This is a genomic window from uncultured Proteiniphilum sp. (assembly GCF_937873925.1).
Classification (GTDB): domain Bacteria; phylum Bacteroidota; class Bacteroidia; order Bacteroidales; family Dysgonomonadaceae; genus Proteiniphilum.
This window is the reverse complement of sequence record NZ_CALNAT010000235.1, coordinates 44,055-59,349: the sequence shown is the minus strand read 5'-3', so window position 1 is coordinate 59,349 and position 15,295 is coordinate 44,055. Positions and strand designations below refer to the sequence as shown.

11 protein-coding genes are annotated in these 15,295 nt (G+C 40.4%); all 11 read right to left on the bottom strand.

Translation table 11 applies throughout. The features are described 5' to 3' along the window. On the bottom strand, positions 1 to 373 hold a 373-nt coding region (locus Q0502_RS16450), incomplete at its 3' end, for a hypothetical protein (protein WP_298653160.1). A 44-nt stretch (positions 374 to 417) separates the two neighbouring features. Next, the gene (locus tag Q0502_RS16445) at positions 418 to 1,686 is read right to left on the bottom strand and encodes a Gfo/Idh/MocA family oxidoreductase (RefSeq protein WP_298653158.1); all 1,269 of its coding nucleotides are present in this window, start codon (positions 1,684 to 1,686) and stop codon (positions 418 to 420) included. Positions 1,687 to 1,823: 137 nt separating this feature from the next. Beyond that, on the bottom strand, positions 1,824 to 3,551 hold the full coding sequence (locus Q0502_RS16440; RefSeq protein ID WP_298653155.1) for a glycoside hydrolase domain-containing protein: 1,728 nt from the start codon (positions 3,549 to 3,551) through the stop codon (positions 1,824 to 1,826). 24 nt (positions 3,552 to 3,575) lie between these two features. Then, positions 3,576 to 6,674, bottom strand: coding sequence for a DUF5107 domain-containing protein (locus Q0502_RS16435; protein ID WP_298653152.1), 3,099 nt, complete (start codon positions 6,672 to 6,674; stop codon positions 3,576 to 3,578). Positions 6,675 to 7,379: 705 nt separating this feature from the next. After that, complete coding sequence (locus Q0502_RS16430) at positions 7,380 to 8,174, bottom strand: DUF1080 domain-containing protein (protein WP_298653149.1); 795 nt, start codon at positions 8,172 to 8,174, stop codon at positions 7,380 to 7,382. Positions 8,175 to 8,585: 411 nt separating this feature from the next. Then, complete coding sequence (locus Q0502_RS16425) at positions 8,586 to 9,920, bottom strand: Gfo/Idh/MocA family oxidoreductase (RefSeq protein WP_298653146.1); 1,335 nt, start codon at positions 9,918 to 9,920, stop codon at positions 8,586 to 8,588. An 18-nt stretch (positions 9,921 to 9,938) separates the two neighbouring features. Next, on the bottom strand, positions 9,939 to 10,715 hold the full coding sequence (locus Q0502_RS16420) for an FAD:protein FMN transferase (RefSeq protein WP_298653166.1): 777 nt from the start codon (positions 10,713 to 10,715) through the stop codon (positions 9,939 to 9,941). 31 nt (positions 10,716 to 10,746) lie between these two features. Further along, positions 10,747 to 12,156: a putative oxidoreductase C-terminal domain-containing protein gene (locus Q0502_RS16415; protein WP_298653143.1), complete on the bottom strand. Its 1,410-nt coding sequence runs from the start codon at positions 12,154 to 12,156 to the stop codon at positions 10,747 to 10,749. A gap of 7 nt (positions 12,157 to 12,163) precedes the next feature. Then, positions 12,164 to 13,162 (bottom strand): Gfo/Idh/MocA family oxidoreductase, encoded by a 999-nt coding sequence (locus tag Q0502_RS16410; RefSeq protein ID WP_298653141.1) that lies wholly within the window; start codon positions 13,160 to 13,162, stop codon positions 12,164 to 12,166. 99 nt (positions 13,163 to 13,261) lie between these two features. After that, positions 13,262 to 14,050, bottom strand: coding sequence for a glucosamine-6-phosphate deaminase (locus tag Q0502_RS16405; protein WP_298653138.1), 789 nt, complete (start codon positions 14,048 to 14,050; stop codon positions 13,262 to 13,264). Beyond that, the gene (gene nagA, locus Q0502_RS16400) at positions 14,031 to 15,227 is read right to left on the bottom strand and encodes an N-acetylglucosamine-6-phosphate deacetylase (RefSeq protein ID WP_298653136.1); all 1,197 of its coding nucleotides are present in this window, start codon (positions 15,225 to 15,227) and stop codon (positions 14,031 to 14,033) included. Before nagA ends, Q0502_RS16405 begins: the two co-directional genes overlap by 20 nt. Positions 15,228 to 15,295 lie beyond the last annotated feature (68 nt).

The window sequence follows — 15,295 nt, the reverse complement described above, 5'->3', positions numbered from 1 at the left end:
CACAAACATTCGCCATATACCCATGCAACTGGCCAAAATAGTTGGAAAAATCGAATCGAATATGAAATCCGTAATTTACTACCATATCAATCTTGGCTTCTGCAAAAGCTTCGGCCCGTCTTTTGATCTTATCTTTAATGCTTTTCTGGGACCATTGTAAATCTTCTATTGTATTCCACCAACTGGCAATTCTTCTCGGAACAAATGGTATATCGGGAGAGGCAGGAGTAAATTTTGATACATCAGGCAGTATGATCTGTTTTTCTGATGGTCTGTCTGTTGTTGTATTTGCCAGTGAGGTCCCCCCCATACTTAATCCTACCCCTGAAATAAATGCCTGCCTGATGAATTTTCGTCTGCTGTTATTCTTCATACTCTGTTATTGTATTATTCTCTGTCCGGTATATGCCATTTTTGCTAAAAAAATTTTAATCCCTGTAGCTTATTCCAATCTCCTCTGGTAAAATCAGGGATTTTTACAGGTCTCCCGCCATTTGTAGTGGATATTTTCGTAAGCTCCACAAGGCATGACCATTCTGCAGCGTCATAGACGTCCATATCAAGGGGTAACCCGTTTCTTAAGCAATGGATCAAACGATAATCCATTATATAATCCATTCCACCGTGACCTCCCACTTTTTTAGCCTTCTCTCCTATCTCCTTTATAAAAGGGTGTTCATACTCTTTCATTAGGGCATTAAACTTTTCTTCCGGCAAAAATTGATGAGCATCCGGATCCAAAGCTATAGAGGGTATAGGATACTTTTGCGCAAAACCTTTTGTTCCGCTTAATGTATGAAGGCGACTGTATGGGCGGGGACTGGTTACATCATGTTGTACCATTATTGTTTTCCCTTTCTCGGTGCGGATGATGGTTGTATTCATATCCCCTAATGTATGCTTTATCTGTGATTCAGGAGAGCCGTCGCCATACAGCTCTTTTAAATGGGCAGACATTCCGAATTGATCGGAAGAGACCGATACCAGGAAGTTCATTTTGTCTCCCCTATGTATATTCATCGCCTGGCAGATAGGGCCGAAACCATGTGTCGGGTAAGGATTTCCGGTATAAGTTTCGTAAAATTTCACGCGCCAGCCCTCTACATCTTTCAATTGGGATCTAAGGTCGTGAATATAAGCGCCTTCTCCATGGACAAACTCTCCGAATACTCCTTGCTGAGCCATATGTAAGGTAGTTAGTTCAAAAAAATCATAGCAGCAATTTTCCAGCATCATGCAGTGCCTTCTTGTTTTTTCTGCCGTATCGACCAACTGCCAGCATTCTTCGATAGTTACCGCTGCCGGGACTTCTAGGGCGACGTGCTTTCCTTTTTCCATGGCATAGACAGCCATCGGGGTGTGGGTCAGCCAATCGGTGCATATATAGATTAAATCGATATCATCCCGTTCACAAACTTCTTTCCATGTATCTTCTCCAATATATTCCGCAGCCGGGGGAAGATTATTATTTTGAATATAGGACTGACCTCTCTTTACCATATCCTCTTTCAGGTCGCAGATAGCCTTAATTTCAACACCTTCCAGATGGATATATCTTCTAAGGGCTGCTCCTCCCCGGTTACCCACCCCTATAAAGCCGATTCTGACGGTTGGAATCGGATCAACAGCAAGTTGCAGCACATTTTCCTGTCCGGCGGGACGTTTCGGTTCTTTCAATTCGATCATTTTTACTTCATTCTGTTTCGTGGTCACACATGAAACAGAGAAAAAAATGATATACAGCAGCAGGTGAAATTTTAAACATGTAGGCTTCATAAAATAATCTATAATGATGTCTATAAATTAAAAAAAATATAGTTTTATTATGGTTGGCTCAGGAAATCCAATATCTGCTTTCTAACACTTCTGAAAGAAGTTACACTCGCTTCATAATCGTTGAAATTAAAGATAATAGCGTCAGCATATCTTTTAGCTCTTTTCTCATCTTTCCTTTCCACCATCTTCAAGAGCTGATAATCGTCAATCCCGTCTCTCATAGCTTCAAACCGGATAGAAGAGTATAGCTTGCGATATCCGGGATATATGATACAATTATCTCCTGCCGGCAATCTTCCCCTATCTCTCGAAGCATCTGCATTTAACTGGTCTTCTACCCAGTAATTAAGGCCCCAATGCAGATATCCGGTAGCATCGTATTTATAATTGATCCAATGCAAATATCTTGTCTGATTGAGTGGTAACTCTATAAACCTGTTCGCATAATTACCCCTGGGACCGACGCAAGTATAGAACCAAATTTCCTTTCCTTCTTTTTTCAAATCCTGATAGAAAGCATAATCGTTATGTAAAACATTGAGTACAGGAACCCAAATATCAATCGCTCCGGCTAACTCTTTCGAAGTCAACACCGCATCCAGCACCTTGACCCCGGGCAGAAACTCATGAATATAATTGCTAATGGTGACGTAAGAAGATGCATTTTTAGCCGTCGGTTCATCTGCAATATGCTGCATGTACCTGTCCAGCCACCCTCTTTGTTCAAGATGTTGCTTGAAAGCAGGTAAGAATTGTGTAATGAAATTTTTTGCTCTTTCATCCTCGACAGGGAGCAACGTAAACCTGATTCCATTTTCAACTTTTTTGGGGTTGGGCGATACACGTAATTGGGCGGTTTCCTCATTATCGGGAAGGGGCACTTCCACGAAGAAAGGATCGTCCCATGCACCGGAGCGCCAGGCCAGATGACCTCCTTCTATTCTCTCCAAAGCCCCTACAGCATCAAAAATTTCCGCTTCTTTATCGAACCTGCTGAAATCGAAAGTATATTTCCCGTCATTATATGTATATAACGTATGCCAGATAGGGTATATCCTATGAACATTCTGCCTATGCGAAGCCATCAGTTTAGCATGTATCCCGATCAATTCCCAGTATAACGGAGAATATGCCTCCACAGGGTTATTATTATTCAAATAAGAGAGAGTTACAGGATTAAAATGGGCCGACCAATTCGTAATATACAAAGGTGACTTGCCTAACGTAACCGGATAAATCCGGATATAAAACTCTTTATACCATGCTTTTTTCTTTTTTCCTACTTCTCCCGTAATCTCTACGGTTCCCTTATATAAACCGGGAACTGTTGCCGCATCTGTGGGTATGCTGATCCATAAAGGTTGTATTTCGCCGGGTTTTATGGAAAAGGCGGAATCAGGTATAATGGGATCGGGGAAATAACCGGATACTGACCTGATGATATCTTTTGATGGCGGATTATAAGAGCGTCCAACGCGAACATATCCTACCCAGCCGGTTGTGGCTCCCGCCAGTTTGGAGAGACCGGAGGATATATGGGTCACGGTTGCCTGCATATTTCTAATTTCTGTCAACCCTTGCACAACAATTTGCACACTGGCAACTTCTCCCCTTGCTACCCTGATCGTGTCCGTTTCGTCCCTGAAATAATTTCTTTCTTTAAGGACTTTAATTAACGGATCTACCTGATAGAGATAAACCTGTTTATCCTTACTAAACATGTAAAATACAGAAGTGATAAACAAAAGAAAGAATAAACTCCATTTTTTAATCATAATCATTTGTGTTCTGCTAAAATATTAAAATAATCTTGTGTCTTCCGTCCCGGAAATAAGCCCGATGATCCGAATTGTCCGTTCATAATCGAAAGGATTATTTTTTTCTCTATTTTCCTTATAGAACGACTCTCCCCATTGTTGCATGTTTCCTGCTCTCTGATTATTCTTCCATTGATAGAATAACTCCTCTGATTTTTGTAATTCACCCAATTGATAAAGAGCAATACACTGCAAAAGGGTATTCGGGGAATTTTGGCTTAACGATGTAAATGCTACCTTTCCGAGATATTTTTTCTTCATCTCCGAATTGGACGCTTTAGTGTAGATCATAGCACTTATCCAATCTTCTACCCTTGAGTCAATTACTTCATTATACGGCTTTCCCACGCCTAAATTTCGAGGCCAAAGATTGGCTTCTTCAATTTTCTTTGAAGCTAGTTTTAAATTTCCGGCATTCAAAGCTGTAGCAGCCAACATTAACTTGGTTTCCTGATAGAGTAACCTGCCATCCCTGGCTCCTTCAAAAGGTAAAATGTGAATATCCGTCAAGACTTTTTCAGCATCCTTATATTGTTTATTTCGAATCAATGTTCTTGTATATAAAGTTGCCGTTGGAAAATGGGATGAATTTTCTTTATAAAACGGGGTAATCGCATCTAACGCTTTCCGTGTTTCTGATTTACTTAAATAAAACCGCGTTAATTCATGTACATATCGCCATTCTGCCGGAGTTAACGAAATCGCCCTTTGTATATCTCTTTCGGCATCCTCATCAATGATCAACTGAGATCTGACAATATAGAAGGGAGCGAAATCCGGTCTGTCTTCCACGGAAACAAGTAATTTAATAGCCTCGTTCTTGTTATTCCTGGATGCATGTAATAAAGATAGATAATAGCTTGCTTTCCATTCACTACCGTTATTCTTTGCCCATTCAAACACTTGCCGGCTTTCTTCGCGAAAAGGAAATATAAAATCGGGATTAAGATTCTCTGCTTTTTCTAATTCTATAGCATCACTTTTCAGAAAAGCTTCCCAATACTTTATCTCGGGATTAGATGGGGCAAGCCTGAAAACTTCCAATGCCCTTTCTTTTAATCCTAAAGAATTATACCAGATCCCTAATTCAAGGTAAATCTGTTCCGGCATTTCACTTCTTATCTGATCCTGGAAAATTTCCTGATTCAAAGAAGTTTTGTTTTGCAGGTATTCTTCAAACCGGACAAAATGATTGAATGGGTCTCCTGATCTGATCAGGTTTGCAAAATGAACCGTATGATTTTCATCTCCCGTTAACTGGGTCAGTAAACAGAGTAACTGCAAACTCTCTATGTTGTGTCGGTTATTTACTAAACTTTTTTCCGCATATTCAATTGCTTTGGAGTATTCTTTTCTCAGTGTATATATTTTGGAAAGTTCGGTAAATGCGGCGCTTCTGTACGGAAGAGAAAGGCTGGCGACTTCAAATCCATCCAGCGCATCGTAATATTTTTCTTGTTTTAATGCCGCTCTCCCATATTCAAAATTTGCCGCAGGGTCGTATGTATCAACGGATAATGCTTTATATGCATAATGGAATGCCGAATCATAATCCATTTTATGATAAAAAAGACGGGACATTTCCGTCAATGCAGGAACAAAATAGTTATCATATTCCAAAGCCTTACGAATAAATATCTCGGCCTGATCATACAACTTTAATCCCGAAAGGTCCCGTCCCCTGAGATATTGCCCCTGCGCCGTATCCCAATTGAATTGATCATTCTTATCCACAGGCCTTTCAAGATCAACGCTTTCACTGCTCCATAATATTTTGTTACATAACCTTATTGAATGAACAGAATCAGTTTTCAGCAGGGAGGTCTGAAATTCGTAGGTCTTTGCAACTTTCAACGATACCTCCTGCATAAGAAGTAATTCCCCTTGCTTGTTATAAAACTTAAGCGTATCTTCTATTCTTTGCAAGGGATACAATCTGAGAGAAAACAATCCGTTATCCTGACTGACATATATGACTCCCTCCAAATTTACATTACTCACACCTTGCGTATCTTTATACGGAAACCAATATTCGTTCCATGTATCAGTTGCATAGGGTATAAACCCGATTTGTTTAAAAGGTGTAAGGCTGCTGATTTCCATATTTTGATTGAAAAGTCTTCCGCTCTGAAGTTCTACATATTGCCCTTTACTATCGGTGAGCAATTCTTTCCAAATATTCCCCTGATCGGATAATGCCCAACTGAAAATTTTGCGTCCTAATTTTTCATCCCTGTCGGCGTACTGCATCATTCCGATCTCTTCCGAAGCCCAATAAGCTCCAAAATAAGGACTATGAGTACCCATAATATGATATGATTTAGAGCCTATAAAGTCATTTTCAATCCATCGGGTCAGATTTTTATTTCTCGAAGAATCTATTGGCCAGGGTAAGGCGATACCATCGTGACGGATATTGTGTTTTCCCGGATAAATAAATTCCAGGTCGTCTTTGGCAAGTACGCCCGTATTCACCCAATTATAATAAGGTTGGGTTCCTGAGGTGGAATTATGCCAAAAAGAACGGGTAGTGAACCAGCCTTTATCTTTAGGCAAGTTTATTTCAACAGTCCAACGGGTTCTTGTCAACAAATCCAAAACCCCTATGAAACAACTTGCACTTCCATCATCATTCACCTTTGTCATATAGTCCACAGGAAAAGAACAGGAAGGGGCATGTCCTACGACTCCGTAGTTAAACTCGATACCACCGCTTGTCCATGGCCCTCGTAAGGAGATATCCCTGAATTTCACGACGTCATTGCCATAAAATAGCTCTTTACCGTTTGTCTTGTCAATAACGGACCATATTTTACCTCCAATTTCGGGAAAGATCTTTATCTTAAGAAAATCATTTTCGAGTTCAACAATTTTCCATGACCTTTTCTCTGATCTTTCAGTAAATCCGTCATATCTGTAGTATGGATATATTTTCCCGAATACAGGTATAGGGTTAGGATCGGAAAATGGATATGTGACATATTCCTGCCCGTACTCTTTTATCCCCGATATATTTTGTCCGTATAAAGAAGAAAAAGAACCAAACAATACAAGAACAATAAAAACTGTATATTTCACCATACATAAAGTTTAGAGATAATTCTCGCCTCTTTTGTTTTTGGAAAGGTGAGAAAATTAAAACCTGAACCATTCTGTTTCGCCAGTTCGGATTTTGAGTAAGATTGGGATTCCTGTCCCTCTCAGCTATGGATATCCGCCACAGGTAATTCTTTTTCTCAAATTTATTTAAATATGAAAGACCGCTTTAAAGTTTTTAACCTGATTGTGCTTACTATTCTTTCATTATTGATAAATCGTTCTTATTTGTTAAAATATAAACTTGACTTATACGTATACAAAGAAAATTAGAATACAATTTACAAAAGTTTATTTTGCGAAATCATATCTTCAAAAAACGTTAATGTTTGGGGCTTTTATATGTTTACGATAAAAGCTAAACAACGAGCCAAAATCAGTTTGTATTTTATTTAATCAATTTATTTGAAAACAGACCTCAATCTAAAAAGAATTGGCCGTAATTAGATGATAATATAATAGCTTTAGAATTTTAAGTTCAAGCACGAATAGAGTATCATTAATTCCAAATGTCTTAGAGCGAGAAGAGGGGTCTCAGATGAAAATGTTGATAAACATTATTCTCAAACTTCGAAGATATGTGAGCAAACAGCACATCTGCATCCACCAATGTCCTGTTTCGGATGGCATCAAAAAAATTCTCAATATGTTGAATGAATTGTCTTCTATTGGTTGACAGGGTGTGAATTTTTATAAGGGTCTTACTTTTATGTTTTTAAACCACAATTTACAATTACGGTAATTCTGAAGCAAAAATGCACCACTTTTATTTTCACCGTAACATGACGATGTAGCCCATTTACTTTTTCCCAAGCGTGCATACCAATCAGGGGTCCATGTGTCAAATTCAACAATCTTTTTTCCGTTCAACCAGTGTTCAACATGACCTTTGTGAAAAATAATTTTCGAAACATTGAATTCTCCAACCGGATTCAACTTCTTGTTTTTCAGCTCTACATGCATCTCGTAATCGACACCGGTAAAATGATCTTCAGAGAGCGGGGCAGGCCAACCCAAATCATCAATAATTTGGTATTCGGGCCCGATACACAGAGGTGCTTCCGTGAATTCATCACCCCAGTGATAAATGATACCGCTATTCGCCGCAGGAGCTAGTTTCCATTCGATTGAAAACTCGAAATCGGCAAACTCACTTTGGGTAATGATATTTCTGTTTCTATTGCCTTCACGCCACTCCACCTTCAAACAGTTGTCCTCAACACTCCATCCTGCATCCGGATACATAACACTATCACCAGCCACACGCCAACCATCCAAAGATTTCCCATCAAACAATAAAATCCACCCGGCCTTCTTTTCTTTTTTTGCTAATTGATTGTCTTGAGCATAAGATATCAATGCAATAGGAAACAATGCAATACAGAACAGTATTTTCATACGATTATTTTTTTCTTTTCGGTGTATGGAACCTTTGATATTTAAAATAATCATTCCCTTCGGGTGTTTAATGATTATTTTAAACATATCGGTTTCATACGATTATTTTATTTTTCATTAAAGTGTATGGAACCCGTTTTAATCATGCATATGGGTGCACATGGTTGACATGCTCGTTTCAAGTGAATAAAAATCTAATAATTGAAAAAGAGGCATTACTTTTTTATAAGTCCGCCTGCCAGATAAATTATAAATCGGGAAAAAACAATGATCAGATATAGCACAATTGTTATAACTACGACGTATCCTATTTGAGTAAATATTTCATACCAAGGTGTTTTGAATATGATGATTGAAACGATGTTCGTCAAAAATGCTGCGGCAAAGCAGGCTGAAAGAATGTATATTTCTTTTTTTAATTGCCTCGACGTTATAATTAAGTCTTTCATCTGAGTATTCCTTTAATAGTAAAGTAATAATAATTGTGAGGAATCTTTTCTAAGAGAATTTCATATAAGGAATTTTGTATTCTTCGGGGAAAGTGATTTTCTTTTGCTCTGCCATCGCCTGATTCCCCATATGACAAAGCATGGTAGCGAGATACGCTTCTTCCACGATATTTTTCCCTTTTTCACCGGTAATACAAGCCTGACAAAATGCAGACAGAATTTCATCGGAACCATCTTTTAATGCACCAATCATGGATAGGCCATCATTCACATGAAACTCACCTTCAAGGATATTGTGAGCAATGTATTTCTCTTTCGTTTCCGGGCGCCAACTCGGGCCGGCAGCGGGTACGGAGGCATATAATTTATTACCTATCTGCCCGATCAATTGTTCAATTCCGGATTTTTTACCGCCGGCCTCATCCTCCAGATAATAAATACCGGTAGCAAGGTTCATGGTTCCTTTATTGCCCAGTATCTGGTCTTCCATCCCATTGAATTTATTGGAAATAAGCGATTCATAATTGATTTTGACTCCGTTGGAGTAGTGATATACCAGGCTTACACTATCATATACTTCTCTTCCGTCTTTCCAATATACAATGTCTCCTGTTCCTACTACTGATTCAGGCACCATCTGCATAGCCCAGCAACATACTTCCAATTGATGGGATGCCAATTCAGTCATCAGGCCGGCTGAATAATCCCGATACAAACGCCAGTTGATCTGGCGTTCCAGTTCCGGGGAAGGTACGGGACGCCTCCAGTCATGATTCCTGAACCAATAACAACGTTCTCCCACGATATCACCGATCAAGCCGGAGTGGATCATTTGCATTCCCTTTATATATTTCTTGTCGAACATACGCTGTACGCAGAAATAGAGTACTTTATCCGTTTCTTGATATGCATCGTAAACTGCTTTGCATTGCTCCATGGTTAATGCCATTGCCTTTTCGCAATACACATGTTTTCCTGCATTCAGGGCATCCAATGTCATGGGGGCATGCAGATAAAGCGGAGTAGATATAATAACTCCGTCGATGTCCGGAGATTCCAGCATCTTTCGATAGTCGGTGTATGTCTTCGCATTGGGACAAAGACCGGATGCTTCTTTCAGGTTCGGAGGATATATATCGCACAGGGCCACAATTTCGGCATGTTGTAGAGACAATATGGCGTGTATGTTATACGTCCCTCTGGAACCCGTTCCAATAAATCCTATCCTGGCTTTCTCTTTTTTTATTTCTTTGGCTTTGTCCGGGGTAAATGACTGCAACCAGGGGGTCGTAGCCAAAAGCGCGGCACCACCCGAAACGTAGCCTAAGTCTTTGATAAATTGTCGCAGGCTTGTGTCTACTTGTTTAGATTTTCTTTTCGACATAATATTACTTCAATACTCCTATAAACTATATTCTGCTATATTTTGTACTTTAAAATTTTCTGTAATTCGCTTCTTCTCCATATCATTGGTCATCATGAAAACCGTGCTTAGCACTTCGGCATCCAGCGGATCATCCGAGGTAATCGAGACTACCTTATGTGCCTTCACCGATTCTACTGATGTAGGCCGTACAATGTGCCCCGTGTACGAAGGAGTATTTCCGGATACCGAAAGCGCCTGATCCTTTAAAGAAATCTCATCCAAAATTTCATTCTGGTCATATGGATTTTCAATGCTCACCTTCCATGAATCTCCGTGAGGATGGTGACCAATTCCCAATATAGAACTATTTCCGAAATCTACAAAACAATGTTGCACTCCGGCTTGATAAATTAAATCCTTAATTTTCAATAATGCATATCCCTTAGCGTAGCCTCCGAAATCCAATGAAATATCTTTTTTCGAAAAAATCACAGTATGTGCTTTTTCATCCAGCAATACTTTTGAAAAATCATTTAATGTAATATCAAACAATCCCAAAGTGCGTGTATAATAAATTTGGCAACTTCTCAGGATGAACCACATCTCCGGGCTTACATGAACAGGATCAGTAATAGCTTCGCAATTGATTTTTGAAGTTTCGCTTGTACTATCAAAGCGATTAAAAATCTGGTCGAGCCGTCGAAGTTCGAACACTATATCGTTCCAAATCTCTTGAGATTTCAATCTGTTCTGATCGATGATAAGTATATCGAACCGTGTACCCATGATGTTCTTTAATGAACCATGGAACATCTTTGATGATCCGTAATAAGTTCCGCCGGTGTCAATCCCTATCCTTTGCAATTTCTACAGCTTTTGTTGTGATGTAATATTTTGCTAAAGTATTGTTTTTTTCCCATTCAGGCATAGTGCGGTTTGCTAAAAAGTTGAAAAAGCTTTCAGCAACATATTTGAAATGCGATTCATGCCCCTCTCTGTTTTCCACAGGAATGTTGATGAGATACTCCCCCTTATTGGATGTAGGCGAAACAGAAACAAAAGGATAAGTCGTTTGGATTTTTCCGATCGCTTTTTGCAGATTACCGGAAAATTCATTTTCATCCAATCCTTCGGACTTCTGCACGTATAACTGTTTTACAAAATTTTGTTCCTTGTTCTGTACTGTTTTCAGAATGGCTTTTGTCCCTTTTATAACCGACATGAAGGTGTCTCCGCTACCTTCGGGAGCCTGGTAATTCCAAATAACCTTTAGACTCACAGGATGGTTTTTTACATCGAAATGGACGTTTCCGTTGGCATATACCTTCAGTATGGAATTGTCGAGATATTTTTGCAGATAATCGGGAAAAGCTGTTTCACCGGTCGATTTTGTAAATTGCGCCAATGTAATTTCAGTGGGCCAATGAGTGGAAGAGATATTTCCGATATCCCGTGTATAATCAATAGGCTGACCGGGAAAACATTTCCAGAACAGCAAATCGATCAGGTGTGTGGTTACATCGGCGATACCCTCTCCCTGTTGTTCCACATCGTAATACCATGCCGGACGGATCAAAGGTACTCCGGATACTTCTTTATAGAAATGATGCACGCTTTCCATATACACGGCGGGATCTTCCGGTGTTCCCGGTTGTAGTTCACCGCAGAATTCCCGGTCATTGATAAGTTCTTTTTCGATAATATTGAGCATATCGTAACGCTCGGTCATCATATCATATAACAATACGTTTTGTGCTTCGGCGTTAGCATATGCTTCTTCCAATAAAAGGAAATCTTCCCGATTAATCGCCATCGGTTTATCAGACAGAACGTTTAATCCGGCATCTACCACACTGAGAATATACTCGGTCTTTTCTTTGTTATTACCGGCAAGTACAACTACGTTTCCCTTTTTGTCGGTTATCATCTTATTCAGAAAATCATCACCGATATAAACAACTGTTTGCCAGTTTGTAGGATTTTCGTCTCTTTGATTGAAAGATTCAATGGCCGAAAGATATTGCTTTAAGCCGGCATCTTTGGGGGCTGCATATACAAATACAGAATCGTCCACTTGCAATATGGCGCTTTTTTGAAGCAGATTGGCATGGAAATGCCCCGGAGCCGGGACAATTAATTTTATCTCTCCCGCTTCTCCGGTGAACACCGTTTGATCTCCCGGAGGGGTGTTATTTTTTTGCATGCATGAAAAAAATATCAATCCGACGGCAATAATTAACCAACCTTTCTTCATTTTGCTGCTATTTTAGTTTACGGATCAGTTTTTGGGCCTCTTTTATGCCTTTCTGATAAGTTGCATCCATAGAAATGATCTTTCCCCCTTGGCTTTTACTGATGTCAGCAGCCTCAATAAATGTGAATATCTCCAGCGTTTCTTTTTCAGTTACAGGAGAAACACGGGTTTTAAAGAATTTTAGTATTTCCTTTAACAGCGCTTCATAACCCTCATATACTCCTGTTGAGACGACACCCTGATCCGTGAAAGCATTTCCCCCATAAGGGCTTTTTCCGGTACGGGCCCCTCTTACGGTACCAATTCTTCCATCGTCCCAAAGACCGACTATCACGTCCGTTCCTTCTGAAGACATACGGTTTACTGAAACACAGCCTGTTCCCATAACGGTAAACAAAGCTTCAGTGCCGTGTATTCCATACCATGCCATATCGGCGTGCGATGGTTCGATATGTGCGGGAGAATAACAGTCAGCCCCCAACACTTTACCTAATTCTCCATTACGTAGTTTTTGGCTCTGAGAGACATATCTTAAAGCTGATGATGAGAAGACAGGCACGTTGTATTGTTTAGCCAGTCGAAAAATAGCAATAGATTGAGCTAAATTAGCGCCTATCGGTTTATCGATAAAAACGATCTTCCCCGCTTTAAATACTTCATAGGCCTGTTCCAGATGCAAGTTCCCATCGTTGGTTTCCAGCATCACGCAATCGACCTTATCCAAAAGTTCGGCAATGGATGGAGTAATTTCAACTCCCAATTCCTTTACTTGCTCTATATAACCGGGTATGCGATCGTAGCTCGTTTTGATGGTTTTTGATCCGTAAGGATAGGCGGCTACGATCCTAAACTCCTTGAATTCTTCTTTTTTATCTTCTCCATTCAGAAATTTGGTGAATGCAACGGAGTGGGAGGTATCCAACCCGATAATTCCGATCTTTATTTGTGCCTGGGCAATTAATAAAAGCCCGGACAAAATAGCTGATAAAATAATTTTTAGTCTCATAATGATTGAAAATTTAGATATAAGAGCCAAGACGCAAGACGATTTTAGACAGTACTTTATGTGAATTTTCTCATGCTTGTCTCAAACTATTATCTTGTTTTAATCCAGTAATGATGCACTTTCTTCATCCAGGTATAGTCTGGCATCTTCTTTTGTTCTCAGAATAGTGGCCGGACATTTTTCGCTGATTTCCTCATTTAATGTGCGATAAACGGCCTCGGCTTTATTTTTGGCAGGCACCATACAAAACATATATTTAGCGCTTATCAAGGCAGGTATAGTGACTGTGACGGCATGGGTAGGCACCAGTTTTATGCCGGAAAACAGGTTCTCATTTACTTGTTGCTGCCTGCAAGGCATATCCAGTTCCACCACTTTTACCCGCTTCGGATCTCTGAAGTTAGCTACAGGAGGGTCATTGAAGGCAATGTGGCCATTCTCTCCGATTCCAAGACAAACAATATCAACAGGATATTGATTCAGTAAGCCGGCATATCTTTCGCATTCTTCGGAAGGATCTTTCGCCCGTCCATTTATGTAATGAACACTTTTAAAAGGAACTTTATCGAAGATGCGTTCCCTGAGGAAATTGCCGAATCCTTGCGGTGCATCTTTTTCCAATCCTATATATTCGTCCATATGAAAGGCATTGATCTTTTCCCACCGGATGCGTTCATCGGCAATCAGTTCTTTCATAAAATCACTTTGCGATGGCGCAGCGGCGAAAATCATATTGATCTCATTTTTTTTCCTGAGCAGTTGCCGGATGGTATCCGACACATTGGCTGCTGCTTCTTTACCCATCTCTTCTCGCGTATGGAAGATTTTTACTTCCAACATTCCTTTTGTGAATGTGATTACATTCGTGTTAGTTTCCGTATATGACATTTCCTTCTAAAATTGTGTGTGAAACATTAATATTATCATCAAAAATAACAAAATCGGCATCCTTCCCTTTCCGGATAGATCCTTTCTGCTGATCTATCTTCATCATGCGGGCCGGTGTTAGGGTCATCATTCTTACTGCTTCCACCAAAGGCACTTCCGCTATATTCACCATGGTTCTGACTAAGCGGTCGGTGGTGGCAACGCTCCCGGCAAAGGCCGTACGATCCGGCAGTTTGGCTACACCATCTTCAATGATCACCTTCTGTCCTTTGTCCAGGCTGCCTAAGATGGACTCTCCGTCGGGCATGCCTGCTCCCCGCATTGAATCGGTACAAAGCGCGGTTCTGTCGGGACCTTTGAATTTATAAACGAACTGAAGAAGGGATTTGGGCAGATGGACACCATCGGCGATGATCTCTACGTCCATCCCGTCGATCAGATAAGCGGCTTCGACCACGCCGGCATAACGGTACGCGTTTCTCCGGGTGATAGTAGACATGCCTGAGTACAAGTGAGTGGCAAGAGAGAATCCGGCGTTGAACGCCTTCACCACCTCTTCGTAAATAGCGTCGGAATGAGCGACTGCAGGAAGGATATTCCTTTCAGTGAGTACTTTCCCGAACTCTAACGCACCAGGCAGTTCCGGCGCCAGGCTCCATCGAACGATATCGTCCGATGCCGCTAAGATCTTATTGTACTCTTCCGGTTCGGGATTTCTAAGGTATTGGGGATCCTGGGCGCCCCGTTGGTTATACGCGAAATAGGGACCTTCAAGATGCAGGCCGAGAAATTTGGCTCCCTTATTGTTCTGCTTTACTGCTTCCTTGTAGGTGGAGAATGTTTTCATCAACTCTTCAAAAGTGCTGGTGAGAGTAGTCGGCAAGAGCGCGGTAGTTCCGTGTCTGGCATGTGTTTCTGCCGCTCCAAGATATGCTTCGACGGTTCCGTCCATAAAGTCGTGTCCGCCCCCGCCGTGGGTGTGGATATCAATGAAGCCCGGAGATATATATTTGTTTTGCGCGTCTATGACCACATCTCCGTTACCGAAAACAACCTCTTCCGGTTTTACGATATCGATTATTTTTCCATTCTCACATACAATGGTCACATTATCTTCTATTTTATCGGAGAAAATGACCTTTCCGTTTTTTATGATGAGTCGATTGTTCACATTCATAAGAATAAAGATTTTTAGCGTTAAGAACCAAGACTTGAGATATAGGATTTTGGATCTGGGATGGTTGA